The 25,838-nt window shown below is 52.1% G+C and carries 30 protein-coding genes; 14 read left to right on the top strand and 16 right to left on the bottom strand.

Going from position 1 to position 25,838, the window contains the following annotated elements; all coding sequences use genetic code 11:
- Positions 1–359: 359 nt before the first annotated feature.
- From lspA to sppA, 7 genes are all read right to left on the bottom strand, one after another.
- On the bottom strand, positions 360–842 hold the full coding sequence (gene lspA / locus F7P81_RS04530) for a signal peptidase II (protein ID WP_022710695.1): 483 nt from the start codon (positions 840–842) through the stop codon (positions 360–362).
- Between the two features lie 28 nt (positions 843–870).
- On the bottom strand, positions 871–1,734 hold the full coding sequence (locus tag F7P81_RS04525) for a TrmH family RNA methyltransferase (RefSeq protein WP_151158693.1): 864 nt from the start codon (positions 1,732–1,734) through the stop codon (positions 871–873).
- Positions 1,731–2,906, bottom strand: a complete 1,176-nt coding sequence (locus F7P81_RS04520; RefSeq protein ID WP_151158692.1) for an RsmD family RNA methyltransferase — start codon at positions 2,904–2,906, stop codon at positions 1,731–1,733. The genes F7P81_RS04525 and F7P81_RS04520 overlap by 4 nt, the downstream gene beginning before the upstream one ends.
- Positions 2,907–3,089: 183 nt before the next feature.
- Positions 3,090–4,064, bottom strand: a complete 975-nt coding sequence (gene lhpI / locus F7P81_RS04515) for a bifunctional Delta(1)-pyrroline-2-carboxylate/Delta(1)-piperideine-2-carboxylate reductase (protein ID WP_116086319.1) — start codon at positions 4,062–4,064, stop codon at positions 3,090–3,092.
- A gap of 385 nt (positions 4,065–4,449) precedes the next feature.
- Complete coding sequence (locus tag F7P81_RS04510; RefSeq protein WP_022710697.1) at positions 4,450–4,776, bottom strand: lipopolysaccharide assembly protein LapA domain-containing protein; 327 nt, start codon at positions 4,774–4,776, stop codon at positions 4,450–4,452.
- A gap of 149 nt (positions 4,777–4,925) precedes the next feature.
- Positions 4,926–5,213, bottom strand: coding sequence for an integration host factor subunit beta (locus F7P81_RS04505; protein WP_033315997.1), 288 nt, complete (start codon positions 5,211–5,213; stop codon positions 4,926–4,928).
- A 273-nt stretch (positions 5,214–5,486) separates the two neighbouring features.
- Positions 5,487–6,464 (bottom strand): signal peptide peptidase SppA, encoded by a 978-nt coding sequence (gene sppA / locus F7P81_RS04500; RefSeq protein WP_151158691.1) that lies wholly within the window; start codon positions 6,462–6,464, stop codon positions 5,487–5,489.
- 344 nt (positions 6,465–6,808) lie between these two features.
- Here sppA and lptC point away from each other — a divergent pair, with 344 nt between their 5' ends.
- From lptC to ptsN, 5 genes are all read left to right on the top strand, one after another.
- Positions 6,809–7,459 (top strand): LPS export ABC transporter periplasmic protein LptC, encoded by a 651-nt coding sequence (lptC, locus tag F7P81_RS04495; protein ID WP_075654089.1) that lies wholly within the window; start codon positions 6,809–6,811, stop codon positions 7,457–7,459.
- 332 nt (positions 7,460–7,791) lie between these two features.
- A complete protein-coding gene (locus F7P81_RS04490; protein WP_051139015.1) occupies positions 7,792–8,361 on the top strand; it encodes an LptA/OstA family protein in 570 nt (189 codons plus the stop codon).
- A gap of 170 nt (positions 8,362–8,531) precedes the next feature.
- Positions 8,532–9,314, top strand: a complete 783-nt coding sequence (lptB, locus tag F7P81_RS04485; RefSeq protein ID WP_051139016.1) for an LPS export ABC transporter ATP-binding protein — start codon at positions 8,532–8,534, stop codon at positions 9,312–9,314.
- A gap of 282 nt (positions 9,315–9,596) precedes the next feature.
- Positions 9,597–10,187: a ribosome hibernation-promoting factor, HPF/YfiA family gene (gene hpf, locus F7P81_RS04480; protein WP_075654090.1), complete on the top strand. Its 591-nt coding sequence runs from the start codon at positions 9,597–9,599 to the stop codon at positions 10,185–10,187.
- Between the two features lie 485 nt (positions 10,188–10,672).
- Positions 10,673–11,137, top strand: a complete 465-nt coding sequence (gene ptsN, locus F7P81_RS04475) for a PTS IIA-like nitrogen regulatory protein PtsN (RefSeq protein ID WP_028233579.1) — start codon at positions 10,673–10,675, stop codon at positions 11,135–11,137.
- A gap of 164 nt (positions 11,138–11,301) precedes the next feature.
- On the opposite strand, the gene F7P81_RS04470 is transcribed toward ptsN, so the two are convergent.
- Together F7P81_RS04470 and F7P81_RS04465 are read right to left on the bottom strand one after the other, a co-directional pair.
- On the bottom strand, positions 11,302–11,553 hold the full coding sequence (locus F7P81_RS04470) for a BQ00720 family protein (RefSeq protein WP_075654091.1): 252 nt from the start codon (positions 11,551–11,553) through the stop codon (positions 11,302–11,304).
- Positions 11,554–11,697: 144 nt separating this feature from the next.
- Positions 11,698–12,138: an Hsp20 family protein gene (locus F7P81_RS04465; protein ID WP_022710706.1), complete on the bottom strand. Its 441-nt coding sequence runs from the start codon at positions 12,136–12,138 to the stop codon at positions 11,698–11,700.
- A 222-nt stretch (positions 12,139–12,360) separates the two neighbouring features.
- Here F7P81_RS04465 and F7P81_RS04460 point away from each other — a divergent pair, with 222 nt between their 5' ends.
- Positions 12,361–13,296, top strand: a complete 936-nt coding sequence (locus F7P81_RS04460) for a nucleoside hydrolase (RefSeq protein WP_028233580.1) — start codon at positions 12,361–12,363, stop codon at positions 13,294–13,296.
- Positions 13,297–13,342: 46 nt separating this feature from the next.
- Here F7P81_RS04460 and F7P81_RS04455 read toward each other — a convergent pair whose 3' ends face one another.
- Both F7P81_RS04455 and F7P81_RS04450 read right to left on the bottom strand, forming a co-directional pair.
- The gene (locus F7P81_RS04455) at positions 13,343–14,224 is read right to left on the bottom strand and encodes a ribokinase (RefSeq protein WP_151158690.1); all 882 of its coding nucleotides are present in this window, start codon (positions 14,222–14,224) and stop codon (positions 13,343–13,345) included.
- A 27-nt stretch (positions 14,225–14,251) separates the two neighbouring features.
- Positions 14,252–14,770 carry a DUF2244 domain-containing protein gene (locus F7P81_RS04450; RefSeq protein WP_151158689.1) on the bottom strand — a complete coding sequence of 173 codons (519 nt, stop codon included), beginning with the start codon at positions 14,768–14,770 and terminating at the stop codon, positions 14,252–14,254.
- A 151-nt stretch (positions 14,771–14,921) separates the two neighbouring features.
- Here F7P81_RS04450 and nth point away from each other — a divergent pair, with 151 nt between their 5' ends.
- Positions 14,922–15,647: an endonuclease III gene (gene nth, locus F7P81_RS04445; RefSeq protein ID WP_151158980.1), complete on the top strand. Its 726-nt coding sequence runs from the start codon at positions 14,922–14,924 to the stop codon at positions 15,645–15,647.
- On the opposite strand, the gene F7P81_RS04440 is transcribed toward nth, so the two are convergent.
- On the bottom strand, positions 15,644–16,315 hold the full coding sequence (locus F7P81_RS04440) for an aspartate/glutamate racemase family protein (RefSeq protein ID WP_151158688.1): 672 nt from the start codon (positions 16,313–16,315) through the stop codon (positions 15,644–15,646). The genes nth and F7P81_RS04440 overlap by 4 nt on opposite strands.
- A 17-nt stretch (positions 16,316–16,332) precedes the next feature.
- Positions 16,333–17,112, bottom strand: coding sequence for a sulfate transporter family protein (locus F7P81_RS04435; protein WP_151158687.1), 780 nt, complete (start codon positions 17,110–17,112; stop codon positions 16,333–16,335).
- A gap of 247 nt (positions 17,113–17,359) precedes the next feature.
- Between F7P81_RS04435 and F7P81_RS04430 the strand changes: the two genes are divergently transcribed.
- Entirely contained in the window at positions 17,360–18,382 is a 1,023-nt protein-coding gene (locus tag F7P81_RS04430; RefSeq protein WP_022710714.1) for an adenosine kinase, read from the top strand.
- Between the two features lie 41 nt (positions 18,383–18,423).
- On the opposite strand, the gene F7P81_RS04425 is transcribed toward F7P81_RS04430, so the two are convergent.
- From F7P81_RS04425 to hrcA, 3 genes are all read right to left on the bottom strand, one after another.
- Positions 18,424–19,083 carry a trimeric intracellular cation channel family protein gene (locus tag F7P81_RS04425; RefSeq protein ID WP_121991953.1) on the bottom strand — a complete coding sequence of 220 codons (660 nt, stop codon included), beginning with the start codon at positions 19,081–19,083 and terminating at the stop codon, positions 18,424–18,426.
- A 170-nt stretch (positions 19,084–19,253) separates the two neighbouring features.
- The gene (gene grpE / locus F7P81_RS04420) at positions 19,254–19,901 is read right to left on the bottom strand and encodes a nucleotide exchange factor GrpE (protein ID WP_022710716.1); all 648 of its coding nucleotides are present in this window, start codon (positions 19,899–19,901) and stop codon (positions 19,254–19,256) included.
- 106 nt (positions 19,902–20,007) lie between these two features.
- Positions 20,008–21,093: a heat-inducible transcriptional repressor HrcA gene (hrcA, locus tag F7P81_RS04415; RefSeq protein WP_075654098.1), complete on the bottom strand. Its 1,086-nt coding sequence runs from the start codon at positions 21,091–21,093 to the stop codon at positions 20,008–20,010.
- Between the two features lie 213 nt (positions 21,094–21,306).
- On the opposite strand from hrcA, the gene rph reads away from it, so the two are divergent.
- The 6 genes from rph to F7P81_RS04385 all read left to right on the top strand — a co-directional run bounded on the left by rph (position 21,307) and on the right by F7P81_RS04385 (position 25,766).
- Entirely contained in the window at positions 21,307–22,023 is a 717-nt protein-coding gene (rph, locus tag F7P81_RS04410; protein ID WP_022710718.1) for a ribonuclease PH, read from the top strand.
- A 161-nt stretch (positions 22,024–22,184) separates the two neighbouring features.
- Complete coding sequence (locus tag F7P81_RS04405) at positions 22,185–22,595, top strand: VOC family protein (protein ID WP_151158979.1); 411 nt, start codon at positions 22,185–22,187, stop codon at positions 22,593–22,595.
- Positions 22,596–22,599: 4 nt separating this feature from the next.
- Positions 22,600–23,253: an RdgB/HAM1 family non-canonical purine NTP pyrophosphatase gene (gene rdgB, locus F7P81_RS04400; RefSeq protein ID WP_121992264.1), complete on the top strand. Its 654-nt coding sequence runs from the start codon at positions 22,600–22,602 to the stop codon at positions 23,251–23,253.
- On the top strand, positions 23,253–24,464 hold the full coding sequence (hemW, locus tag F7P81_RS04395; RefSeq protein WP_022710721.1) for a radical SAM family heme chaperone HemW: 1,212 nt from the start codon (positions 23,253–23,255) through the stop codon (positions 24,462–24,464). Before rdgB ends, hemW begins: the two co-directional genes overlap by 1 nt.
- Before the next feature lie 22 nt (positions 24,465–24,486).
- On the top strand, positions 24,487–25,392 hold the full coding sequence (gene rsmI, locus F7P81_RS04390; protein WP_151158686.1) for a 16S rRNA (cytidine(1402)-2'-O)-methyltransferase: 906 nt from the start codon (positions 24,487–24,489) through the stop codon (positions 25,390–25,392).
- A complete protein-coding gene (locus tag F7P81_RS04385; protein ID WP_151158685.1) occupies positions 25,392–25,766 on the top strand; it encodes a YraN family protein in 375 nt (124 codons plus the stop codon). The genes rsmI and F7P81_RS04385 overlap by 1 nt, the downstream gene beginning before the upstream one ends.
- The last annotated feature ends 72 nt before the right edge of the window (positions 25,767–25,838 follow it).

The following is a 25,838-nucleotide window of genomic DNA, read 5'->3' as shown; positions in this document are numbered from 1 at the left end:
GCGCGGTTTGTGAAAAAATTCCAAGAGCCTGTGGCAAGATATATCCTCCGCCGGATTCAACTGTCTCAGTGCTGTCCGCAAGTATTTTGTCTGCTTAGCCACGTTTCTGAGTTACGGTATTTATAGAGGATGTCTGCGTCAGGCATGTGACATATGCCTTTTAGATTGTCTTGTCAGGCCGGTGAAACTGACAGGTATGGAGAACGGCAGCATGTGAAAAAGCCGCCGGCAAATCCGTTTAAATTGATTTGCCGGAGATTTTGTCAGGGAAATGACCGGATTTGGTGAAGATTTTGAGGTGTTTCAGCCCGCAGAGCGGAAGTGCTTCCCCTCAACCTGCAGTGCGGGATTTTTTCCCCTCAGCCCGCAGAGCGGGACTTTCTCCATTGCACCAGTTCGTCGAGGATAATCAGTCCGGCACCGGTAGAAATGTAAACATCAGCCATATTGAAGACAGCAAAAGACCAGCTTGGCAGATGGAACAGGATGTAATCAACCACATAGCCGAGCAGGCTGCGGTCGATGAGATTGCCTAATGCACCACCAATAATCAGTGCAAAGCCGATGCGGCTGATCACCCGTTCCGGTGCGGTTGTCCACCACAGATAGGAGACGAAACCGATGACAGCAACAGTCATGGCTATCAGGCCGCCGTCATGCAGCCAGGACAGCATGGAAAAAGCGATGCCCTCATTATGGGTGCGGTAAAGCGCCAGAAACGGCAGCAGATCAATCTGCTGATTATAGTCCATGCCGCTCTCAACCAGAAATTTGATATACTGGTCTGAGGTGACAGCGAAAACGATAATCAGAACAGACCAGAGAGTGGCACGTTGGGACATAGGGGCTTAAACTCCTGCGTGTCTTAGTTTAGCGATCATCCAGAACCAGAGCATCACGGCGGATTTCATAGAGCATGACGCCTGTGGCAATGGCAAGATTAAGCGAATCCGCACGGCCAGCCTGAGGAATACGTGCCAAATGTGTGCAAATTTGAGCAAGATCATCAGGCAAACCCTGCTGTTCATTGCCCATCATCAGTACAACCGGCTGTTTGTTGTAAGGAATGGTCCGGTAATCAACCGCGCCTTTGAGATGCGTTCCTACCAGCACGCCCTTATAGGATTTGCGCCAGTTGACGAATTCGTCATGCTTGGCGCGATAGAGCGGCACGGCAAAAACCGACCCCATGGTCGCGCGCACAGTCTCCATCGAATAAGGGTCAGTACAGTCACCGATCAGAATAATACCTTTGGCACCGACCGCATCAGCGGTACGGATGATAGTGCCGAGATTGCCGGGATCGCGCACACGATCAAGAGCGATATAGGTGTCATTGCCCTGCGGGCGCAGATGATCCAGTGTTTCAAAACGCTGGTCAAAAACACCGGCAACCATTTGCGGATTGTCTTTACGGGTGATCGCCGCAATCACTTTTTCTGAAGCCTCAAGCACCAGACCGCCACCGGCTTTGGTGCGGGCTGCCACTTTTTCTACCAGCGGGTTGCCTTTACCGGCTTTGGAAAACACCAAAGTGCGGATGCGCCAGCCCTGATCAATGGCATCGATCACCAGTTTCAGACCTTCCGCCAGAAACACGCCCTGCTGGTCACGGAATTTCTTCATCGACAAAGCACGCAGGTCTTTGACGATCGGATTGGTCAGGCTGGTAACTTCTTTAACGCTACCGGTGCGCGGAGTATCTTTGCGGGAAAAATCATTATTCTGGGTCATGAATTGGCAATCCAGCGGGAGAACATGGAAGTGGAAAGTGCGCGTTCGGCAGAGCGTTCACGCAGGATCAGCTCGCCTGATTCAATCACGCCGCCGCGACCGGTAAAGCGGTCGCGCATCAGCTCGTGAATGGCAAAGAACGAGGCACGGATCGAATAGGCGGTCAGTACAACACTGAGGGCATCCGGCGAGAGAATAGCGCGGCACATATCGACCATCTGCGGCAGATTGTCGAAAAGCTGCCAGACTTCGCCATTCGGACCGCGGCCATAGGCGGGCGGGTCGAGCAGGATAATGTCGTAAGTATTGCCACGGCGCTCTTCGCGCGCCACAAATTTGGTTGCGTCTTCGCAGATCCAGCGGATCGGCTTGTCTTCCAGACCGGCCAGCGCCTGATTTTCACGCGCCCAGTTGATCGCTTTTTTGGAAGCGTCCACATGGGTCACTTCAGCACCGGCATGGGCGGCAATCAGCGAGGCAACGCCGGTATAGCCGAACAGGTTGAGGACACGCACGGAGCGGTTGATCTGTTTTTTACGGGCATCGCGCACCTGCTGCGCCATGAAAGCCCAGTGCGCGGCCTGCTCCGGAAAAACACCGACATGGCGGAACGAGGTGAAGCGGCCGAAAAAGCGCACATCCTGCAGCGCCATCGGCCAGGTTTCACCCAATTGCTGTTTCGGAAAATGCCAGCGTCCCATGCCTTCTTCATCGGTATTGCCGGTGAAGATCGCGTCTGCCTTATCCCATTCGCTTTGCGGCCATGCAGGCTGCCAGATTGCCTGCGCCTCAGGGCGGATGATGCGGTAAGGGCCATATTGTTCAAGCTTGAGACTGTTGCCGCTGTCAAGCAGCGCATAATCTTCGCTCGGGCTGGTCTCGAGAATAACCGGCAGATTTTGCTGAGGTCGGTCGCCTGTCAGTTTCAGCAATGAGCGCTGGGCGACAGCCGGTTCAGCCGTTACTTTTTTCGGTGCAGCCGGTGCTGCATTTTCAAAAGCCGCAGCATTCTGTTCGGTTTTAGCAAATTTCGGGCGCGGTTTTTTAAAACCCTGCGAAGGTGCAGCCGATACCGCTTTACGGTTATCGCGTGACTGTGCGGCCGGTTTGCCCGCAAATCGCGCTGATGAACCATTATGAGATTTGGCGGCTTTTCCTTTTGGCGGTTTCACCCTGTTTGCTCCGAAACTGTTAAACTCAAAATACTATACCATCAGATGGTGCAATATTTTCTGTTTCGTAGAGCATGGCAGCCTTTTGGGAAAGCTGAATTTAAGCGCAAATATCTTATAAATGCATCTTTGCCCTGAAAAGCCGCCATATTTGAGGTTCTTCAGGGCAAGAGATCGACAGGATCAGCCTTGTTGTTTCAGGCTCTTTTCATAGACCATAATACCGGCGGCAAGGTCTTCCATGGCTGCACCAACGGATTTGAACAGTGTAATATCCTGATCGCTTACGCGGCCTTTGACTGTTCCGCGTGCCAGATCAAACAGATCGCCGAGCACATGATCCGGCTTGATAATGCCGTCACGCAAAGGCTGTGTAATGTCGCCACCTTCTTTCAGGGCACCGTCTTTGGTGTCGACAAAAACACGGGAGCGCAGCACGGCTTCGTCATCGCTTTCACGCATGTCCGGTGTGAAAGCGCCGACCAGATCCACATGGGTGCCGGGACGCAAATGTTTCCCGTGAATCAATGGTTCGGTTGCCAGAGTGCCGGCGGCAACAATATCCGCCTGCTGAATGGCTGCGATATGATCTTCAGCAATATAGGCATTATAGCCTTCATCACGCAGTTCTTTGAGTGTTGCTTCTGCCCGTTTCGGATTGCGCACGCAAAGCGCAATATCGGTAATCGGACGCACAGAACTATGGGCTCGGACGAGATTGGAAGAAACCGCTCCGGCACCCATAATGACAAGACGCGATGCATCTTCCCGTGCCAGATAGCGGGCGGCAAGAGCGGAGGCTGCGGCCGTGCGCCAGCGGGTCAGGCTCTGGCCGTCAATCAGTGCTTTTGGTTCGCCGGTAATGCCGTCAAGCAGCAGGTACACACCCATAACCGCAGGTTTGTCGATCAGACCGTTATCCGGTGACACGGTGACGATTTTAACGCCCATATAGCCTTGCGACTGATGCTCAAGTTTATGGAAATCTGACCATGCAGGCATCAGCAACAACATGGACGGGCTGCCCTCAGGGCGTTCAACCGGATGGTGATGACGCACAGGCTGGATCATACCGTTACGGAAGGCGCTGTCCAGCGCATCGACCAGTTCCGGCCAGGTCATCAGATCATCAACGGCAGCAGCGGAAATATGAAGCATTATTTGTCAGGCCTTTTATGATGCCGCCCATTGTCTCCTGCAATGCACGGGCATTTATTTTCATTAGAGCATTTCACAGTCAAGTTGGATCAACTTGACGCCCGTGATAATGCGACCAAATAAAGAATCTAGAGCGTAGCGCATTTAATTATACCCACTGCGCTCGCTCGATCTCCTTGTTTTCACGCATGTCGTTATCGGAAAACCGGTGCCCGTTTTTCCGAGACATGCTTTAGAGCGCCGTGTGCCCGATCGGGCGCACAAAACGCGCTCTCACAACAACAGATTGTTCCCATGCCTGAGGGTGGGAGACAAGCGCCGATCTGTATGAAGTTGATGAAAAAGCCTGATAATATATGTGGTCTGTATGGATACAGCGCCGAGATCAGGACAGGGAAGATGCGGATGGCAGGTTCTTGGCTTCCGCCTGTTTGGCACGGGTCAGGAGTGCATCGGCTTCTGCTTTACGCTTGCGTGCCAGTTTGCGGTGCCGTCCCTGTGTGAACCAGATCAACAGACCGCCGGTAACAATACCAACAAGAAAAGCCCCCAGCACCCAGAGAAACAATGGTGCTGTATAGGTCAGAGCAGGATTGCCGGGGTTGAACGGATCAAGCGTTACACTGACTGCACTGCGATTGGCGACCGACAGTACAATTAAAATCACTGCGAGCGGCAAGGCAATGACAAGTGTCAGAAAACGGTTGGTCATGTTTAATATCCGTAATTCTCGGGCTGCACTGCATAAAATATAAGTGCTATCAGGCATAAATATGCCCGATAGCAGAAGTGCCTGATTTTATATCACCGCTCGCATGTTGCGCATAAAGACGCTTGTATATGCGCTGCAGCTATTATTGATTAATCGTGGCCGTTATTGAGGCGATCACGCAGTTCTTTGCCGGTTTTGAAGAACGGAACCCATTTTTCCTCAACATCGACCGATTCGCCCGTGCGCGGGTTGCGTCCGTTGCGGGCAGGGCGGTTTTTCACGGAAAAGGCGCCGAAGCCACGGAGCTCTACGCGGTTTCCTTCCGCCAGAGCTTCAGTAATTTCATCGAAAACTGCACCGACAATATTTTCCACGTCGCGCTGGAAAAGATGCGGATTGCGGCTGGCGATGATCTGCACGAGTTCAGATTTAATCACTGCGTTCGACCTCTCTGCAATATTAGCGCTTAATCCGGCCGTCTGAAACGGACCGCTGCGCTTCCGGTTTTGATATACTGCGCATCTGACCCGCACCTTTAATAAGGATCGGGGAATGCGCCCTAAAAGAATACTCTCAGAACCTGTATGCGGGCTGTCCCCGTCGGAACAGAGACAGCTTAGTATGAATAATATGCCTATGCTATTAATATTTCATAGCATAACTATCTGAAAATACGCATTATCTTTAATGTTAAACGCATTTTACGGGTATTATTGCGGTTTTTCTCCGTTGCTACCGTGCCAAACTGAAAGCATGCCGTCAAGGAAGATACGCTGACCGATCTGTTCATCAAATAGTGCACCGGTCTGATCGGACAAGCCCATGTTCCGCAACAATAATTTCATCGCAGCAGAGGAAAGCAGGTCATTATAGGATGAGCTTTCAGCTTTCCACTCGATAACCGGCAGCTCTTTGTCGATGCCTTTGGTCTCAAGCCATGCAACAGAGGTTTCCTCATCGCCGATCGCGTCAATCAGCTTATGCTGCAATGCCTGACGGCCGGTATAGACCGAACCATTGGTCAAAGCAGGGAGCTTGTCGGCTGTAATCATCGGGCGGCGTTCTTTAACCAGACCGACAAACCAGTCATAAGTGTCTTTGACGGTGTTATCGATCATGGCCTTGGCTTCTTCGCTGGCCGGAGAGAAAAAATTCGGCTCGGCCTTCAGCGGGCTGGATTTGATGGTTTCAAATTTCACACCGACTTTATCCAGCAACGCGCTGATATCGGGATATTGAAACAGCACGCCGATCGAGCCGATCATTGATGTCTTATGGGCGATCACATGATCTGAGGCGATGGCAATCATATAGCCTGCGGATGCTGCCAGTGTGCCGACCTGTGAGACGACCGGTTTCTTATCGGCGATTTTGCGCACGGCATCATAAATCACTTCGCCGCCGGTCGTGGTGCCGCCGGGAGAGCTGATATCCAGAATGACGCCTTTCACCATATCGCTCTCTGCGACATCTTTGAGACGTTTCAAAAGCTCTTCATTGTTATAAATGGTGCCGGTGATGGAAATTTTTGCAATGTGAGGCACATTGCGGGAAGACTTGCTGCCGTTGATGTAAAGCGCAGCGAAGAGTATCATTGCCGCAACAAGCAGCAAAGTGACAGCACGCCAGAAAGTCAGCTTACGGCGAATTCGACGACGTTCAAGCACTGCATCGGCAGTATAAGTCATGAGATATGTCCGTTCTTGGGCTTATATGATGTCTTTATATGTCGCATAAACAGAATGTATTTTGGAAGCGGGGATAATATCCGAGGAAGACCTGAATATGGTATTATCAGGTTTTTTAACCTCATATCATTGAAAAGTGATCTGAGTTAAACCTCCGGAACGCACAACTGCAGCAATGCAGCTTGTTTTGGACGCGGTATCATCCCATTTATACCACAATAAAAAGCGATTTGAGCGCACTATACAGAATAGTCGTGCATTTCACCGATAAATATTAATACCTTACGTGTAGGCAGCTGGCAAATTGCCGGTTTCAGGAGTTTTGGACTGTGTCAGACCATAAGATGGTTTTCGGAGCGTCACATAAAAGTACCGCTGTGTTTCACGCTGCGAAGAGACACAGCATGCGCGTGCGCGTTCTGAAAACCGCTTTGCCGGTTGTTGCTCTCGGCGTTGCTGCGGTTTTCTCATGGTACACATTTCTGGCTACGCCTCCTTCACCGGTGAAAGTTGAGCTTGATCCGTCTGAAAGCGGCAAGCTGGTGATGACCGGCCCGCAGCTTAAAGGCTACACCAAGGATAAGCGTCCGTTTTCGATGGTTGCCGAGCGCGCTGTGCAGGATGCCAAACAGAACGGCGTGGTCGCGCTGGAAGGAATCAAAGCGCAATTGCCTGTGGGTGATAAAGACAGCGCCGAGATTGATGCGGCATCCGGCGTCTATGACAGCAATAACGGTCATTTGCAGTTTGATAATGCGTTTACGGTGAAGACAACCGATGGCATGGAAGCCAAACTGGGCTCTGCCAATGTGAATGTGTCGAGTGGCGAGATGTCGACCGATAAGCCGGTCGATATCCGCACAAAAAACGCACATATCCGCGCGAATAAAATGCTCATTAAGGAAAACGGCAAGGTGATGGTGTTTGATGATCAGGTTCAGCTGACCATTGAGCCTGTTAAGGAAACCGTCTCCGCAGCGAAAAAGGGCAGCTGATTGCAGCACCTGTGCTGCTGCCCGTAAAGCAGTCTTTGTTTCGCCGTTGAACAGAGTGTGATAGTGATTTACACCAATAAGTAATACGCCTGTTATAGATGTGTTGGCAGACTGCGTATATTCCGGCCGGACTTATGGTCCGGCGGCAAGAATATATTCAGAAGTTTGTTGTTTTATTCTCAAACTTGCGATTTATAACAAGGGTGATTTTCGAGGGAATGAATATGATGCGGCAACAGGCAGGCAGCGAGCTGAAAACAGGCTCACAGAATACAGTTTCGGGCAAGTCTGCGCTGCGCCTGACAGGCGTGAAGCAGATCGCCGCCCTCTTCATGTCCGGTTTGCTGATTTTGCCTTTGAGCCTTTCAGGTGCTCAGGCACAGCAGGGTGTTCCCCTTGACGGATTGAAATTATCTGACAGCAAAGAACCTGTGTCGATTGATGCCGGTAAAATGGAAGTGCGCGACAAAGAGGGCATTATCATTCTTACCGGTAATGTTTCGGTCAAGCAGGGCGATATTCTGCTGCGTGCCGGTCGTATGCAGGTTCATACCGGCAAGACAAAAGACGGCGGCGATAAAGCCGGTGCTGATAAAGCCAAAGGCGGTATCGGTGGCCTGAGCGGCGCTGGTCTGGATGCCGGCGGCATTGAGAAGATTGAAGTGGACGGAAAAGTCTATCTGAAATCCGGTACACAGGTCGCAACCGGCGATGCCGGCACTTATGATGCCAAAGCGCAGACAATGGTACTGACCGGCCAGAAAGTTGTGCTGTCTGATGGTGATAATATTGCCACCGGGTGCAAGCTGACAGCCAATACCCAGACAGGCAAAGCCTATCTGGAAAGCTGTAAAGGACAGTCCGGCCGCGTCTCCATTATTCTGTCTCCTAAAGCCGAATAAAATTGCAGATCAGAGCTGTTCTGGTCTGCAACTGAGCTGATAAATTTAATTTTGCTTGTGCTTTGAATGCAGGCACCGGCTTTGATAACTGGTCTGGATTTCTATTGTCCTCTTTAAACGCCCAAACCGATCATGCTCCCGATAATGCCGCGGCTGATGCCGCGGGCAATTTGCAGGCGCAGTCTGCCGGTGCGGAAGGACAGCGTCCGCCTCAGGAATTGTCACGGCTTAAAGGAACGCTGGTTGCCAGAGGCATCAGCAAGAGCTATCGCGGCCGTCAGGTTGTGAATGGTGTGTCCTTTGGTGTGCGTGCCGGTGAGGCTGTCGGTATTCTGGGCCCGAACGGTGCCGGTAAAACCACTTGCTTTTATATGGTGACCGGTTTGGTGCCGGTCGACAGCGGTACGATTGAGATTGACGGTTTTGACGTCACATCTATGCCGATGTATCGCCGTTCACGGCTCGGCATCGGCTATCTGCCGCAGGAAGCTTCGATTTTCCGTGGTCTGTCGGTTGAAGATAATATCAAGGCCGTGCTGGAAGTGGTCGAAAAAGACCGCAAAAAGCGTGCCATTGAACTCGATGCGCTGCTGGAAGAATTCCATATAACGCATCTGCGCAAGGCGCAGGCGATTTCACTGTCGGGTGGTGAACGCCGCCGTCTCGAAATTGCCCGCGCGCTGGCATCCCGCCCGAATTTTATGCTGCTGGATGAGCCTTTTGCCGGTGTGGATCCGATTGCTGTTGCGGATATTCAGCAACTTGTGCGTCACCTCACCAGCCGCGGCATCGGTGTGCTGATTACCGATCACAATGTGCGTGAAACGCTCGGCCTGATTGACCGCGCTTATATTATCCATGCCGGACAGGTGCTGACCCATGGCCGTCCGAAAGAGATCGTCGCCAATCCCGATGTGCGCAGATTGTATCTGGGCGATCAGTTTACTCTGTAAGTTCAGAATTTTACGCTAAGAGCTACAGGTCAGCGAATCCCGGGAGCAGTTTCTGCTCCCGAATTTATTTGAAATCGTTGATGATTTTGATGACGGACGTTTATTTCGCCGGAATTTTCGACAGGCGCTTATATAGTGACTGATTGTGTCAATCAAAGAGCTGTCCGCATATTCTTTTGGCACATGCAAAGTTTATTTTATTTTATGTCAGTTCGCTTTGCGCAATGCCTTCGCTTGTGGTTAGATTGAGGTGTTCGAATATAGACAGCGAGGTACTGCCACATGAGTCTCCGCGTTTCGGGTAAACATATGGACATCGGTGATGCTTTCCGCATCAGAATTGAAGACCGTGTCCGTGATGCTGTTAGCAAATATTACGAAGGTGGCTTTTCCGGTACAATTACAGTCGTTAAATCAGGTTCCCGTTTTACTACGGATTGCACTTTGCATCTGGATACCGGAGCGACTCTGCAGTCTTCTGCAGAAGCGCAGGATCCGCAATTTTCTTTTGACGCAGCGGCTGAAAAGCTGGAGACAAGGATGCGCCGCTATATGCGCCGCCTCAAGTCCCGCTCTCTGGTTCAGTCAGCGCGCAACAATCATCAGAATATCGCCTATAGCGTGATGGAACCGGCTCCCGACGAAGATCATGATCTTCCTGAGGATTATGCGCCGACGATCGTCGCGGAATCATCCGTTTCCCTGCGCACGCTGAGTGTTGCATCTGCCGTTGTTGAGCTTGATCTGACAGAGCATCCTGTATTGGTCTTCCGCAATGCAGGAAGTGAAGAAGTCAACATTGTCTATCGTCGTCCGGATGGCAATATTGGCTGGATTGATCCGTCCAGAGTCGCACAGGCAGCCCGCGTTTAAGGCTGAACAGACAGACCCCGCTATTTGCGAATCCGCAGATAGCGGGGTTTTGCTTTTCCGGAACAGAATATTGAAGCGATGAGTGGGGTGCCTGTCCCGTTTCCGGATGTATTTATACATCAATCAAAAAACTTGAAATTTTTCTCATATTTTAACTCACTGAAATAACATATAAAAAATCAAATAATGTTTTCTGCCCTGTTTTCTGCGTGGTTGCAGCTGTTATTCACGATATCTAGAGATAGGAATTTTTGTGTTACTGGTGTACCTTGAGCGGAATGCCGCGAAGCAGGCGTCAGTGAATGCGTGTTGTAATCTTTTTTTAATTTTTATTTATGATTGAAATCAATGCGTTACGGATTTGATGCGTGAAAAGTGTGAGTAGAATCGCGAATTTGACTTGAGTATCTGTTGAATGGGCAGTAGATCACTGCACCTCCCGGTTACGGAGATGATTACTCCGCATGAGAGAAGGAATGGAGAAAATGGATCTTAGCGATCTGATTCAGCCAGGGGCGATTATCCCTTCGCTGAAGGCAAGCTCCAAGAAGCAATTATTGCAGATCTTGGCTGAGAAGGCTGCTGAACTCACAGGTCTTTCTGAGCGAGAAGTTTTTGAAACTGTGACTCAGCGTGAGCGTTTGGGGTCTACCGGTGTTGGCAACGGCATCGCGATACCACATGGCAAACTGCCGAATATCAGTAAAATTACCGGTGTTTTTGCGCGTCTTGAGCAGCCGGTGGATTTTGAAGCACTGGATGACCAGCCGGTTGATCTGGTCTTTCTGTTGCTTGCACCGGAAAATGCCGGCGCCGATCATCTGAAGGCACTGTCCCGTATTGCGCGTTTGCTGCGCGATCCGGATATGGTTGCCAAATTGCGCGGCACCGTTGATGCGCAGGCTCTGCATTCGTTTTTGATTGCACCGCCTGCATCCAATGCGGCCTGAAAAGCTGATAATTCTGCTGAGTAAGCAGGGTTGAGTGGAATTAAAAATGCCGTGTTTGCCCTGTGCAGCGCGGCATTTTTCATGAAGCGGGAATAAAAACAAAACCCGCCTGTGATACAGGCGGGTTTTAATGTGTTTAACCGGTTTCACTTTTCAGGATGCGCTTAATGCAGCATCACTGTGTGGAGTTCATGTTCCTGTGCTCCGGCCAATGCTGTGGCGCGCATATCGGAAAGCATGATCGGAGTTCCGCTGGCGCCGAAGAGAGCCCAGAGTTCCATGCCCGGCGCCATTGGTGGTAATGCAGGGAAGCGCCGTGACAAATCTTCGGAGCGAACTTTGCGCAAATAGGCGATTTCACCTTCGCCGAGATGGGCAAATTCGAATTCTGTAAAAATGTGTTTGTCAGCAGTCATTTTAGGCCTCCTGTCCTGGCAGCTCAAAATTGACGCTGCCTTTCGAGAGCATTTGCAGTTGCATTTATCAGCCGATAAAACTGCAACCACGGAGCTGATTATAACAATGAACCCTTTACAGTTCTTTTATAATCCTGAGAACGGTCACTCTTTCACGTTTATACTAATACGCTTGACGAGGCGTTCTGGTTCCGGTCTGTCGAGATCAATCGACAATAATCCGTTTTTTAGTTCCGCGTTGACCACGCGCATACCGTCTGCCAGCACAAAAACACGCTGAAACTGACGTGCAGCAATGCCGCGATGCAGATATTCCCGCTCGGATTCATCGGTCTGCCGTCCGCGGATAACCAGCTGGTTATCTTCAGTCGTAACTTCCAGATCGTCATCAGAAAAACCGGCAACAGCAAGTGTGATGCGTAATTTCTCAGGAACCGGTTGTTCCTGATCCTGCGCAGAACTGCGCAGTCTTTCGATATTATATGGCGGATAGCCGTCACCGGATTTAGCAATCCGTTCCAGCGTTTTTTCCATCGTATCGAAACCCAGCAGCAGCGGGCTGGAGAAAGGTGTAAGTCTGGTCATTGTTCAGTCCTTAAGAGCGACCGTTTGGGGAAAACCCGTAGCGGCGTTTTCCTGTTCTTTATATGGCTTGAGAAAAGCTCCACTTCAAGAGCAACAGCTGATATGTGCGTTATCGTTCAAGATTCGTGCTGAAAATAATTTCACTGCATTTATAGTGCGCCTGAAAGCTCATGAGTTCACATGACGCCATGCGCAGATTTTTTGATGAAAGGGATGGCTTTGATGGCCCGCAAAATTATTATCGACACAGATCCGGGGCAGGATGATGCATTGGCAATCCTGCTGGCTCTGGCAAGTCCGGAGCTGGATGTGCTGGGTATTGTTGCTGTGGCCGGTAATGTGCCTTTGCCTCTGACGCAGCATAATTCTCTGAAAATTGCCGAGCTGGCAGGCAAGCCGCAGACAAAGGTTTTTGCAGGTGCGTCCAAGCCGCTGGTTCGTCCGCTGGTTACTGCAGAGGAAGTCCATGGCCGCACCGGTCTTGATGGTCCTGATCTGCCTGAGCCGGTGATGAAACTGCACAAGCAACATGGTGTGGATTTCATCATTGAGACTTTGCTGCATGAAGCTGCGGGCACAGTCACGCTTTGCGTTCTCGGACCTTTGACCAATATTGCGCTGGCGCTGAACAAGGCACCGGAAATCGCTTCCCGCATTCAGGAAATCGTGCTGATGGGCGGCGGTTTCTTTGAAGGCGGCAATATCACGCCAACCGCTGAGTTCAACTTCTATGTGGATCCGGAAGCGGCGAAAGTCGTTTATGCCTCCGGTGTGCCGATTGTGATGATGCCGCTGGATGTTACCCATAAGGCGCTGACAACCGCAAAACGTATTGAGGCTTTCCGCTCGCTTGGTAACAAGGTGGGTGATGCCTGTGTGGCAATGCTAGAGTTTTTCGAACGCTTTGATGAGGAAAAATACGGTACAGACGGCGGACCGCTGCATGATCCGAATGTGATTGCCTATCTGCTGAAGCCGGAACTCTATTCAGGCCGTCATTGCAATGTTGAGATCGAAACCGCGTCTGAGCTTTGCCTCGGTATGTCGGTAATCGACTGGTGGGGTGTTACCAAACGCCCGAAAAATGCAATCGTGATGCGCGATGTTGACCACGAAGGTTTCTTCACATTGCTGACTGAGCGTATCGCAACGCTTTAAATATAGAGACGATAAAAAAGGCCGGAGATTGCTCCGGCCTTTTCTTTTACTGGACTTCTGCCGCGTAAGGAATGGAAGGCTGAGCACCGGCTTTCAGGCATGCGAGCGATGCTGCCTTTGCAGCGCGCTGGCAGGCATCACGCAAAGACAGGCCGCTGTCGAGACCGGCCGCGAGATAGCCGCAGAATGTGTCACCGGCACCAACCGTATCCACCGGCTTAACCTTCAGGGCGGGCAGGCTGTAATGCTCGTCCGGTGTTGCCACCATAATGCCCTGCGCACCCAGCGTTACGATAATGGTACGGCCATAATGTTCGGCAAAGTCGATCATTCTGGCCTGACGGTCATCGCCGGACAATTCAAGCTGAACACTGGCCAGATCAAATTCCGTTTCATTGGCAATAATAATATCGGCGCGCGGCAACAGGCTTGCGGCATCATCGCGCCAAGGCGCGGTATTGAGAATGCAGGTTGTGTCGCTGGTTTCCGATGCAGCGATGGCTTTTTCCAGCGTCGGCAGCGGAATTTCCATTTGCAGAAGCAGATAACCGCCATCCAGATCAGCGGTGTTTACATCGTCTTGCGTAACCAGACCATTGGCACCCGGAATGACGATAATGGTATTTTCGCCGCTGTCTTCAACAGTGATGAGCGCGATACCGGTGGCATCGCCGCGTGTGGCGACTCGGGTCAGATCCACGCCGTCGGCACGCAGCAATGCAACGGCCTGCGAAGCGAAGGAATCATCACCAACAGCACCGACCATACGCACGGATGCACCGGCACGTGCGGCAGCGAGTGCCTGATTGGCACCTTTGCCGCCGGCGGCTGTTGAGAAGTTTCTGCCTGTGAGGGTTTCACCGGGCTCCGGCAGTTTCGGACTGCGGACGATGAGGTCAAAATTAATCGAACCGATAATCGTAATCATAAAACATCCGGTATTTAAACCCGATCGTCAGCGGCGGCTGCGTGTCAGGGCGTTGGAAAAAGCACTTGCAAAGCTCTCGCGGTCATCGGGCGGCAAAAATCTGCCGATATCCAAAGTTCTGCCGTCACTATGCAGCTGCATCTGGATAATGCCGATATCATCTTTACGGGTAATGTGAAACCGTGTGCGGAAAGGATTAAACTGATATGCGCGGATACGTCCTGAAGCGGAGACTTGCCTGATGAGCAACTGTTCGCGTGAAACCGTAATTTCTTCTCGTTGTCTGGCGGCATAATAATTAAGCCGGAACGCCAGATAGATCAGGGCAATATCCAGTCCGAACAGTCCGACCACCGGCCCGACTACTGGCAATGCGCCGATCTGCATGAAAACCATGCCGATACAGGCCCAGAGCAGCAGCAGGCTTAAAATCATGATCTGAAAACCGCGCGGTGAAAGCGAGCGGTAAGGAAGCAGGGTCGCTTTGAAAAACTCTGCGCCATAGGCGTCCGGATCAGCACCGTCCGGATGGTAAGGTGCATTCATGGCAATAACTCTCGGGGTCACATATCGTTGGTAAAAGCTCGGCAGCATGAAATGCTAGAGCACCTTTGTGTGCCCGAAAAAGAGCACGGCACTCCAGCCTGCGGCAAGCTTGCAGATAGGCTTCTTGCTTATAGCTTACTATATAAATGCCATGCAGAACAACCAGACCCAGATTCCCGCAAAATCTCAGCGTCGTGTCAGCGGCACGCTTTATACACCGGCAGAAATCCATGAGATTTTCCGGCGGTTTTCCGTGCAGCGTCCGGAGCCGAAAGGCGAGCTTGAGCACGTCAACACTTTCACGCTGCTGGTGGCGGTGATGCTGTCGGCGCAGGCAACCGATGCGGGCGTGAATAAAGCAACACGGGCTTTGTTTGCCATTGCTGATACACCGCAAAAAATGGTCGATCTGGGTGAAGAGGTTGTCGGTGATTATATTCGCACCATCGGCCTGTGGCGCAATAAAGCAAAGAATGCAATTTTATTGTCTCAGGCGCTGATTGATAATTTCGGCGGTGAAGTGCCGGGTGACCGTGATGCGCTGGTGACTTTGCCGGGGGTGGGGCGCAAAACAGCCAATGTGGTGTTGAATATGGCTTTCGGCCAACCGACAATGGCGGTGGATACGCATATTCTGCGAATAGGCAACCGGATCGGTCTTGCGCCTTACAAAACACCGGATGAGATCGAAGCCAAGCTGGTGAAGATCATTCCGGCAGAATTTATGATGCATGCCCATCACTGGCTGATCCTGCATGGCCGCTATGTCTGCAAGGCCCGCACGCCGGATTGCGTCAATTGCGTGATCGCCGATATTTGCAAATCGGCGCAGAAAACCAATACGATTCCGGCACCGCTGAAGCGGATCGACGATTAAACACGGTGCAGAAGCTGGCGCAGGGCGGCAGTTGGTGCATCAAGCACGTGTGTCTTGTGGCGGATAAGTGCAGCGGCATTTGCCATAGAGGTTTGCGCCAGAACTACCAGCTGGCTGCCTGTATCATGAGCGGCGTTCGCAGCATCTGCGATTGCTCTTTCATAGGCTTTGATCTCACCGGCACGGAATAAATCCCATGCACCGTCAATCAGCCTGATATCCGGTGCGGCCTGCGCATTGACAAAGACCTGACGGAATAATTCTGTCGTCGGCTCCAGTGTTGTCGGGGCAGTGCAAAGAACACTCACAGATAAACCGCTCTCCAGAGCCTGCTCTGCCAAAGCACGGTCTGTGCGCAGAACCGGCTTGGTAAATGCGGTGCGGGCACTGTCAGCGATTGCACCAAGGGTTGAACAGGTCACAAGAACTGCATCTGCCTCAGTGATGAGGTTTTGGATGATATGCAGCGTTGCCATTTCAATGGCTCGTGTAAGGCCTCCCTGCTTTTCTGCTGCTTCCAGCAACTCACAGTGAACCGCATGGCTGATATCTCCGGCATCAAGCTGCAAGGCTGAGGCAGCTTTCCCGAAAATTTCAATATTACTGGCGGCCGTATGCAGGCAGGCAATGCGCATGGTTCTCTCAATTAATGGCGGTTGATAGAGCATAATTCCTTAAACTTGGATCAGTTTAAGGTAAAATTATGCTCTAATTTAAAAGTGTTAGAGCGCCGTGTGCCAAGTCTGGCACACGGCGCTCTAGTGACCGGTTTCTTACCGCTCAGGGCTTTATGCAGGTGCACCATCATGGCAGCGGCGAAAAGCGGTGTCAGCAAATTGATGAGCGGTATCGCCATAAATCCGGCAATCACCAGACCACCGAGAAAAACTGTAATCCGGTTTTCTTCACGGAAGGCTTTGGCACCATCCTCGCCGCGATAGCGCATGGCTGCAAATTCAAAAAACTCACGTCCGAGAAGATAGCCGTTGACGATGAAAAAGGCGATCAGATTAACGCCCGGTATCAGCAGCATCAGCAATGCGAACAAATTGCCGAGAATGACCACAACCAGAAATTTGAGCGAATAGACGAGGGAACGGCCAACCGGCATCGGTGTGCCGACCGGTTCATTGCTGTAATCTTCGCGCTCGATAATCTCTGCCACATCATCAAGAAACATACCTGCAATCAATGCAGTCACCGGCGCAATCAGAAAGGCGAGCAACAGCGCCAGCACAAAACCGGCGGCAATCGCGGCAAACAGGCCGAGCCAGCTTGTCCAGTCCGGCATAGCAGGCAGCATATTTTCAAACCACGGCCATGCCAGCCAGAAAAAGAACTGCCGTGCCAGTGCCCATAATGCGATCAGTGCCAGCAGGGTCAGGCCGAGCGATTTCCACAGGACTGAGCGGAACTCCGGTGAGGGCAGGCGGTAGAGGGCATTAAGCGCGGCGGTGAGGATCATCGGGGCTCCGTCTTTTTTGTCTGGCGCGCATCTTATCCGAAAACCGCTTTACACTTTTCGGGATGCGCTCTTTTTCCGATAGATAGGGAGCCTGTACAGGGGCAACAAGATGAGTTTTACAGATCACCCGCTGTATTGATGAAAATGAAAACGCTTTTCTGCACTGGCAAAAAACACATTCCATAGATAGAACTGGTGCCGCAATGGATGCGAGGGCTGAGTTCCGGTCATCCGCCGCGAAGTTTTTATGGGAGTAAAAGCCATTTCTGCCGCCAAATATGACGTGCTATGCATCGGGAATGCAATTGTTGATATTATTTCCCGCACCGAAGATGATTTTCTGGTCAATAACGGCATCATCAAAGGTGCTATGAATTTGATCGACAGCGAAAGAGCCGAGCTGCTTTACAGCCGCAAAGGCCCTGCGATTGAAGCGTCAGGCGGCAGCGCAGGCAATACTGCGGCAGGTGTGGCCAGTCTGGGCGGTCGCTCTGCCTATTTTGGCAAAGTTGCGATGGATCAGCTCGGCACGATTTTTACACATGATATTCGTAGTCAGGGTGTGGCGTTTGATACGGCACCATTGCAGGAAGGCGTACCAACCGCGCGTTCCATGATTTTTGTGACGCCCGATGGCGAGCGTTCCATGAATACCTATCTCGGTGCCTGCGTGGAGCTTGGTATTGAAGATATTGAAAGCTCTAAAGTCAGCACATCCAAGCTGGTTTATTTTGAAGGCTATTTGTGGGATCCGCCACGCGCCAAAGAAGCAATTTTGCTGGCGGCGAAAATCGCCCATGAGCATGGCCGTGAAGTGGCTATGACCCTTTCCGATCCGTTCTGTGTGGATCGTTACCGTGATGAGTTTCTTGATCTGATGCGCTCCGGTACCGTCGATATTGTTTTCGCCAATGAGGCGGAGGTTAAATCGCTCTATCAAACTTCATCTTTTGAGAGTGCGCTCGAAGCCTTGCGTGCCGATTGCAAGCTGGCTGCAGTGACCCGTTCGGAGCAGGGCTCGATCATTCTGCGTGGTGATGAAACCGTGGAAGTGCAGGCGATTGAAATTGACGCGCTGGTCGATACAACCGGTGCAGGCGATCTTTATGCCGCCGGTTTTCTCTATGGCTATACCAACGACTATCAGCTGAAAGAATGCGGTGCGTTCGGCTCATTGGCTGCCGGTATTGTTATCCAGCAAATCGGTCCGCGTCCGCAGAATAATCTGAAAGATATTGCTGCACAGGCCGGTCTTATCAAAGCCAGCTAAAGACATAAAACGAAACGGGGAGGGAAATATTACTTCCCGTTTTATTCGTCGCGCACAATACCGTCACGTTTGAGTTCTTCTTCTGTGCGCCCGCGTCGCGCTTTGTGTGCAGGCAGTACCCAGCCGTAATATAAAGCGCCGCCACGGATCAGAAAAGCGATGCCGGTACCGGCCAGCACAGAGAATGTGATCGGCGCACTGAGTGCACTCAGCGCCACAAACGTACAGGCACCGGCCAGCGCTGCGGAAATATAGATTTCACGGCGCATCAATACGGACGGCTGCCCTGCCACGACATCGCGCAAAACGCCGCCCATTGTTGCGGTGAAAATACCGGCAACGATGGCAACCCATGCATTGAAACCGAGATGCAATGCTTTTTCTGCGCCCATCACGCTGAACATCGCCATGCCGATCGCATCAAGCCAGAGCAAAATACGATAACGCGATTCAACACGGTGTGCGGTGAAATAGACCAGAACAGCCGCACTGGTGCCGATCAGCAGATAGAGCGGTTCACGCACCCAGTTGACCGGTGTATTACCGAGCATCAGATCGCGCAGGGCACCACCGCCGACGGCGGTCATATTGGCAAGAAAGATGAAGCCGATAATATCAAGACGGCAGCGCGAGGCTGCCAGCGCACCGGTTGCGGCAAAGACAAAGACACCGGCATAGTCGATAAAATCGATAAATGTCATGTCTTGTCCTCCCTTATCTAAGCAAATCGCACCGGATTGCTTATTCCTGTGTAGCGCAATTTTATGAAAATTCAGCCCAATAAAAAGCGGACGCAAGGAAAGCCCTGCGTCCGTTTTTGTCTTTACACTGAGCGACTGAGACTGATGTTAAGCCGCAATGTCAGAAAATTTTATTCTTTAGGACCGCCGCGTGATACGCCGACCATGGCCGGACGCAGAACGCGGTCGCCGATGGCATAGCCGGTCTGCATGACCTGAACGACTGTATTATTAGGCACTTCAGCATTCGGTACTTCAAAGATCGCCTGATGGAAATTCGGGTCGAATTTCTGACCTTCCGGCGACAACTGGGTTACGCCATGACGTTCCAGCGCATTGATCATTGCGCGTTCAGTCATTTCCACGCCTTCAGCCAGAGCTTTCAGGCCTGTGTCTTCAGCAAGCGCATCTGTTGGAATAGCATCCAGCGCACGACGCAGATTGTCGGAAACTGAAAGCATGTCGCGGGCAAAATTGGTTACCGCATAGGCTTTCGCATCCTGCATTTCGCGGGCAGTGCGTTTACGCAGATTTTCCATATCCGCAGCCAGACGCAGCATCTGGTCTTTCAGCGCATTATTTTCCACCTGCAATTCGGCAAGCGGGTTGATGGCATCTTCAGCGGCAGCATCATCTTCTGCAGCTTCAGCCACTGCTTCATCCTTGCGCGCTTTCAGAAAATCATCAGCGGCACGCTTCAGAGCATCGCGGTCACGCGGATTATTCAGGTCGCGCTGGCCAAGATCTGGGGTTTCGCCGTTTTTCTTTTCGTCAGCCATTATTCTCTTCCGTCTTGAATCATATTGTCTGGGATATCGATGTTTGTGTACTGAAAATCAAGGCCATCGCTCTGTGGCGCGGCAAATTAACAGGGTGAAACCGGTTTTAACCTCGTAACAGGCGGGAAACCAGCGAGGCCGTATAGTCCACCATCGGCACGATACGGGCATAATTGAGCCTTGTCGGGCCGATCACGCCAAGCGCGCCGATGACCCGTTGTTCGGAGTCGCGATAGGGCGCAACCACCAGTGAGGAGCCGGATAGGGAGAAGAGTTTATTTTCCGAGCCGATGAAAATCCGCACGCCGGAACCGGCTTCCGCCAGATCCAGCAGCTGGATCATGCCTTCTTTGGTTTCCAGATCGTCAAACAGCAGGCGCAACCGCTCCAGATCATCCTGCGCGGAGATGTTTTCCAGAAGATTGGAACGTCCGCGCACAATCAAACGGGTTTGCTGGTCACCGGATGCACCGCTCCACACTGCCAGCCCCTGTTCCACCAGATGCTGGGAGAGGCTGTCGAGCGCCTGACGGGTTTCCTCTTGCAAAGTTGCAATCTGATTGCGGGCTTCGGCAAGGGTTTTACCGTGAATATGGGCATTCAGAAAATTCGAGGCTTCGATCAGCTGAGAAGAGGTAACACCTGCGGGCAGATCAAGCACACGGTTTTCCACGTCCCCGCTTTGCGTGACCATCACCGCCAAAGCACGGGTCGGGTCGAGCCGTACAAATTCAATATGTTTGAGCGCGCCTTCGGCCTTGGTCGCCAGTACCAGACCGGCACCGCGTGACAGGCCGGAGAGGATTTGGCTGGCTTCGGTCAGCACATGCTCGACAGAGTTATTTTGCCCTGCTGCCCGCACCTGATGTTCAATACTGCTGCGTTCATCAGCGGGAAGGTCGCTGACCTCCATAAAGGCATCGACAAAGAAGCGCAGACCCAGTTGGGTCGGCATCCGGCCTGCGGAAATATGCGGAGAATAGACCAGTCCCAGATGTTCCAGATCACTCATCACATTACGGATGGTTGCCGGAGACAAAGACAAAGGCAGCAGACGTGACAAATTACGCGAACCGACCGGCTCGCCGTCATTCAGATAGCTTTCAACAATGCGTTGGAAAATATCGCGTGACCGCTGATCCAGCACCTGTAAAGGGGCATGCAGAGTGTCAGCACGATCCGGTCTTATCATAGGTTCATTGGCTCCGTTTATGAGCAATATATAGGCTATTGTGCAGCGCGGGCAAAGGGCGGGAGATGCCCTTTGCATGTTTCCCCTTCGATTTTCCTTTAAATTTGGCGACTACAGGCTTAGAAGCAGGATAACTGCCTTTCAAAGGTGTCATCAGATTACAGTCAGGCTGCCGCTCATTGGCGATGCAGTCTTGTTTTAAAAGGAAAATCCATGCGTCCATCCAAACGCACTCCGGACGAAATGCGTGCAATCTCTTTTGAACGCGGTATTTCCAAACATGCAGAAGGCTCCTGCCTTGTGAAATTCGGCGATACCCATGTGCTTTGCACCGCAAGTCTTGAAGAAAAAGTTCCGGGCTGGATGCGCAACAGCGGTAAGGGCTGGGTCACAGCAGAATATGGCATGCTGCCACGCTCAACCGGCGATCGTATGCGTCGTGAAGCCGCCAGCGGTAAGCAGGGTGGCCGCACACAGGAAATTCAGCGTCTGATCGGCCGTTCCTTGCGCGCTGTTGTCGATATGCAGGCTCTGGGCGAATATCAGATCACCGTCGACTGCGATGTTATTCAGGCTGATGGCGGCACCCGTACTGCGGCGATTACCGGCGGCTGGGTTGCACTGCATGATTGCCTGCGCTGGATGGAAGCCCGCCAGATGGTCAAGGTCGACAAGGTTCTCAAGGACCATGTTGCTGCAATTTCCTGCGGTATTTACGAAGGTGTGCCGGTGATTGATCTGGATTATCCGGAAGATTCATCCGCGCAGACCGATGCGAATTTCGTGATGACCGGTCGCGGCGGTATTGTTGAAGTGCAGGGCACTGCCGAAGGTGAACCATTCTCGGATGAAGAGTTTGCGGCGCTGATGGTGCTGGCACGCAACGGCATTAAGCGTCTGGTTGACCTGCAGAAAATGGCTGTTTCTTAATTCGGAAACAGGCGGCTCTGAATGCATTCCAAATTATCCAATAGTTTAATTGGATAATTCACCCGATCGTGAGCGGAGAATGTTCCGGAACCTGTTATAACGGGCCGGAGCATTTCCGTAACAATGATGATGGTGGGAAATTCATAATGCAGAACGAACAGCTGAAACCGAAACAGATCCTTGAAACCGCGCTTTATGTGCGCGATATCGAAGAGGCTGTGCAGTTCTACCGCGATATTCTGGGGCTGGAACTGGCATTGCCCTATAATCATCGCAATGCATTTTTTCGCTGCGGCGAGGGCGTATTGTTGATTTTCGACGCCAAAGAGACGGTAAAACCGGCACCGGAAGGGGCGCTGCCTGTCCCGAGCCATGGTACAACCGGTGCAGGCCATATGTGTTTTGCAGCCAGCCGCGAGGAAATCGCAGACTGGAAGCAACATCTGGAAAAACATGGTATCGAGGTTGAGCGCGAATTTGACTGGCCGAATGGCGCGCGCTCACTTTACATCCGCGATCCTTCCGGCAATTCACTGGAATTCGCTGAACCCAAATTATGGAATAATGGATAAACTGATGAGAGAGCTGAACAAAGGCAAACTGGTTGTTGCAAGTCACAATGCGGGTAAGCTCAAAGAGTTTGCCGATCTGATCGGGCCATTTGGTTTTGATACCCAGTCAGCCGGTCAGCTTGGCCTGCCTGAGCCGGATGAAACCGGCACAACTTTTGAGCAGAATGCTTATATCAAAGCTTTTGCTGCGGCTGAAGCAACCGGTCTGCCGGCTCTCTCGGATGATTCCGGTATGATGGTGGATGCGCTTGGCGGAGAGCCTGGCGTCTACACCGCCAATTGGGCGGAGCTGCCGGATGGTAGCCGTGATTTCAATATGGCGATGGGCAAAGTCATCGATAAGCTTGCAGCCGCAGGTGCGATGCAGCCGGAACAGCGCAAGGGCCGCTTTGTCTCTGTGATCTGCCTGTGCTGGCCGGATGGTCACGCGGAATATTACCGCGGTGAAGTTGAAGGCCAGATTGTAACGCCACGCGGCAATGACGGTTTCGGCTTTGACCCGCTGTTCCTGCCGGATGGTTATGACAAGACATTCGGTGAAATGACAGCAACGGAAAAACACGGCTGGAAGCCGGGTGATGCTCATGCCTTGTCGCACCGTGCCCGCGCATTCAAACTTTTTGCCGAAGCAAAATTTGCTTTGGCGGATGTTAAATAATGCAGTCTCTGTCTGCCGTCGCTAATGCAAATAGTGTGAACCCGTTGCCCATACTGCAGGCAGACGGGGATCATGCTTTCGGCATTTATCTACATTGGCCGTTCTGCATGGCTAAATGTCCTTATTGCGATTTTAATTCGCATGTGCGGCATCAGCCGGTGGATCAGCCGCGTTTTGCGCAGAGTTTCTTGCGCGAGATGGCGACTTTGCGCGAGCGGACAGGACCACGCACGGTTACCAGTATTTTTCTGGGCGGTGGCACACCATCACTGATGCAGCCGCAGACTGTCGGCGCGTTGCTGGATGGAATCGCCAAATACTGGTCCGTTGCTGACAATATTGAAGTGTCGCTGGAAGCCAATCCGACCAGTGTGGAGGCCGACCGTTTTCGAGGCTACCGCGCTGCCGGTGTCAATCGCGTATCGCTCGGTGTGCAGGCACTGAATGACCGTGATCTCAAGCGTCTCGGACGATTGCATTCTGTTGCCGAGGCGAAAGTGGCGATCGGTCTGGCACGTGAGATTTTCCCGCGTCTGTCCTTCGATTTGATCTATGCCCGCCCTGACCAGACGATTGCCGACTGGAATGCGGAATTGCGTGAGGCCGTAGCCCTCGCAGCCGATCATTTGTCGCTCTATCAGTTGACGATTGAAGAAGGCACACAGTTCTATAATCTCTGGAAGGCTGGCAAACTGACCACGCCGGAGCCGGATCATGCGGCAGCGCTTTATGAAGAGACGCAGCGCGTGACAGCAGAGCTTGGTCTGCCTGCTTATGAGATTTCCAATCATGCGGTTGCAGGGCGTGAGTCCCAGCATAATCTGGTCTATTGGCGCTATGGCGAATATGTCGGCGTTGGCCCCGGTGCGCATGGGCGTTTCCGTGAGAATGGCACACGCACGGTAACCATTACCGAAAAACATCCTGAAACATGGGTGGATAAGGTTGAAGCCTCCGGTCACGGTATTATTGAGGAAGAATATCTGACAGCGGAACAGGAAGGCGATGAGTTTCTGATGATGGGACTGCGCCTGAAAGAAGGTGTTGATCTCAACCGCTATCAGAAGCTGACCGGCCATGGTCTGAACCCGCAGCGGCTGGAACAGTTGCTGGAGCAAAAATTGCTGGAACTGCGCGATGAGCGTTTCTTGCGGGCAACGCCGGATGGTGCTTTGCTGCTCAATACGCTGGTTGCAGAACTGACTGCATAAGCCTTTAAAATAAGGATAGAACGTGGAAGACAATCTACAGGAAACGCGCGGCTATGTGGTGGGGGAAAAGAACTTCCGTGCCCGCCCGATTGAGCCTGCGCTCTATATTGTCGCCACGCCAATCGGTAATCTCGGTGATATAACATTGCGGGCGCTGGAAGTGCTGGCATCGTGTGATGTGCTGGCCTGTGAGGATACGCGCGTTACCCGTGTGCTGCTCAATCGTTTTGCAATTGCCCGCCGTCCGATGGCCTATCACGAGCATAATGCTGCTGAAGCCGGGCCAAAAATTCTGGAAGCTCTGGCGGCCGGTAAAAGCGTGGCACTGGTTTCCGATGCCGGTACGCCGCTGGTTTCCGATCCGGGCTATCGTCTGGTCGAGGAAGCCCGCAATGCCGGTTATAAAGTGGTGCCGGTGCCCGGTGCCTCGGCGGTGATGGCGGCTTTGATGGCCTCCGGCCTGCCGACCGACAGTTTCATGTTTTGCGGCTTCCTGCCGCCGAAACAGGGGCAGCGCCGCAATAAACTTGAGACCTATAAGACCATTGATACGACGCTGATTTTCTTTGAATCGCCTAACCGTGCATCGGATACTTTGCAGGATATGGCGGCAGTCTTTGGTGCTGATCGTCCTGCCGCTTTGTGCCGTGAGCTCACCAAAGCCTATGAGACTTTTTCAACCTCGACTTTGGGTGCGCTGTGCGAACAATATGACGGCGAAGACCGTATTCGCGGTGAAGTGGTGTTGCTGGTCGGTGCGCCGTTGCAAAATTCCGTGCTGGTGACCGAGCAGGATATTGATGCTCTGTTGCTCTCGCTTGCACAGGAGCTTTCACCGTCTAAAGCTGCGGGTGAAGCCTCCCGTATGACCGGTAAACAAAAAGGCGAGCTGTATCAGCGCCTGATGATATTGAAGGCTCCAAAATAATGAGTACGTCTCGTGAGAAAAAGCAACAGGCATTTTCTCGCGGGATACGGGCGGAACGGCTGGCCGCTTTTGCTCTGATGCTTAAAGGTTTTCGTATTGTCGAGCGGCGCTATAAAACCCGCTTTGGCGAGATTGATCTGATCGCCAGACGCGGCAGTCTGGTGCTGATTGTTGAGGTCAAAGCGCGTGCTTCTGTTGAAGCGGCAATGGAAGCTGTCGGTGCTATGAACCTGTACCGGATTGAGTCCGCAGCCGATCATTGGCTTGCCCGTCAGCCGGATCATGACAGGCTTTCTCTTCGCTTTGATCTTATCGCGGTGCTGCCGCGCCGCTGGCCGGTGCATATTCCGGCGGCTGTCAGTTTCCGGAACTAAATTTCACGAAATTTGCAAAACTCGCAAAAGCGATGCGGCGCAGCGGTCAAGCGCACAAGCCTGTTGCTTATA

This window comes from Pseudochrobactrum saccharolyticum (assembly GCF_008801715.1).
Classification (GTDB): Bacteria; Pseudomonadota; Alphaproteobacteria; order Rhizobiales; family Rhizobiaceae; genus Pseudochrobactrum; species Pseudochrobactrum saccharolyticum.
Note: the sequence above shows the minus strand (reverse complement) of the source record. Positions and strands in the feature narration are given on the sequence as shown.

Excerpts from the sequence above, each read along its gene's own strand:
- lspA (WP_022710695.1), bottom strand. The coding sequence starts at position 842 with ATGTCCCAACGTGCCACTCTCTGGTCTGTTCTGATTATCGTTTTCGCT.
- F7P81_RS04525 (WP_151158693.1), bottom strand. The coding sequence starts at position 1,734 with ATGACCCAGAATAATGATTTTTCCCGCAAAGATACTCCGCGCACCGGT.
- lhpI (WP_116086319.1), bottom strand. The coding sequence starts at position 4,064 with ATGCTTCATATTTCCGCTGCTGCCGTTGATGATCTGATGACCTGGCCG.
- F7P81_RS04510 (WP_022710697.1), bottom strand. The coding sequence starts at position 4,776 with ATGACCAACCGTTTTCTGACACTTGTCATTGCCTTGCCGCTCGCAGTG.
- sppA (WP_151158691.1), bottom strand. The coding sequence starts at position 6,464 with ATGACTTATACTGCCGATGCAGTGCTTGAACGTCGTCGAATTCGCCGT.
- lptC (WP_075654089.1), top strand. The coding sequence starts at position 6,809 with ATGGTTTTCGGAGCGTCACATAAAAGTACCGCTGTGTTTCACGCTGCG.
- F7P81_RS04490 (WP_051139015.1), top strand. The coding sequence starts at position 7,792 with ATGTCCGGTTTGCTGATTTTGCCTTTGAGCCTTTCAGGTGCTCAGGCA.
- hpf (WP_075654090.1), top strand. The coding sequence starts at position 9,597 with ATGAGTCTCCGCGTTTCGGGTAAACATATGGACATCGGTGATGCTTTC.
- ptsN (WP_028233579.1), top strand. The coding sequence starts at position 10,673 with ATGGATCTTAGCGATCTGATTCAGCCAGGGGCGATTATCCCTTCGCTG.
- F7P81_RS04470 (WP_075654091.1), bottom strand. The coding sequence starts at position 11,553 with ATGACTGCTGACAAACACATTTTTACAGAATTCGAATTTGCCCATCTC.
- F7P81_RS04465 (WP_022710706.1), bottom strand. The coding sequence starts at position 12,138 with ATGACCAGACTTACACCTTTCTCCAGCCCGCTGCTGCTGGGTTTCGAT.
- F7P81_RS04460 (WP_028233580.1), top strand. The coding sequence starts at position 12,361 with ATGGCCCGCAAAATTATTATCGACACAGATCCGGGGCAGGATGATGCA.
- F7P81_RS04455 (WP_151158690.1), bottom strand. The coding sequence starts at position 14,224 with ATGATTACGATTATCGGTTCGATTAATTTTGACCTCATCGTCCGCAGT.
- F7P81_RS04450 (WP_151158689.1), bottom strand. The coding sequence starts at position 14,770 with ATGAATGCACCTTACCATCCGGACGGTGCTGATCCGGACGCCTATGGC.
- nth (WP_151158980.1), top strand. The coding sequence starts at position 14,922 with ATGCAGAACAACCAGACCCAGATTCCCGCAAAATCTCAGCGTCGTGTC.
- F7P81_RS04440 (WP_151158688.1), bottom strand. The coding sequence starts at position 16,315 with ATGCTCTATCAACCGCCATTAATTGAGAGAACCATGCGCATTGCCTGC.
- F7P81_RS04435 (WP_151158687.1), bottom strand. The coding sequence starts at position 17,112 with ATGATCCTCACCGCCGCGCTTAATGCCCTCTACCGCCTGCCCTCACCG.
- F7P81_RS04430 (WP_022710714.1), top strand. The coding sequence starts at position 17,360 with ATGGGAGTAAAAGCCATTTCTGCCGCCAAATATGACGTGCTATGCATC.
- F7P81_RS04425 (WP_121991953.1), bottom strand. The coding sequence starts at position 19,083 with ATGACATTTATCGATTTTATCGACTATGCCGGTGTCTTTGTCTTTGCC.
- grpE (WP_022710716.1), bottom strand. The coding sequence starts at position 19,901 with ATGGCTGACGAAAAGAAAAACGGCGAAACCCCAGATCTTGGCCAGCGC.
- hrcA (WP_075654098.1), bottom strand. The coding sequence starts at position 21,093 with ATGATAAGACCGGATCGTGCTGACACTCTGCATGCCCCTTTACAGGTG.
- rph (WP_022710718.1), top strand. The coding sequence starts at position 21,307 with ATGCGTCCATCCAAACGCACTCCGGACGAAATGCGTGCAATCTCTTTT.
- rdgB (WP_121992264.1), top strand. The coding sequence starts at position 22,600 with ATGAGAGAGCTGAACAAAGGCAAACTGGTTGTTGCAAGTCACAATGCG.
- hemW (WP_022710721.1), top strand. The coding sequence starts at position 23,253 with ATGCAGTCTCTGTCTGCCGTCGCTAATGCAAATAGTGTGAACCCGTTG.
- F7P81_RS04385 (WP_151158685.1), top strand. The coding sequence starts at position 25,392 with ATGAGTACGTCTCGTGAGAAAAAGCAACAGGCATTTTCTCGCGGGATA.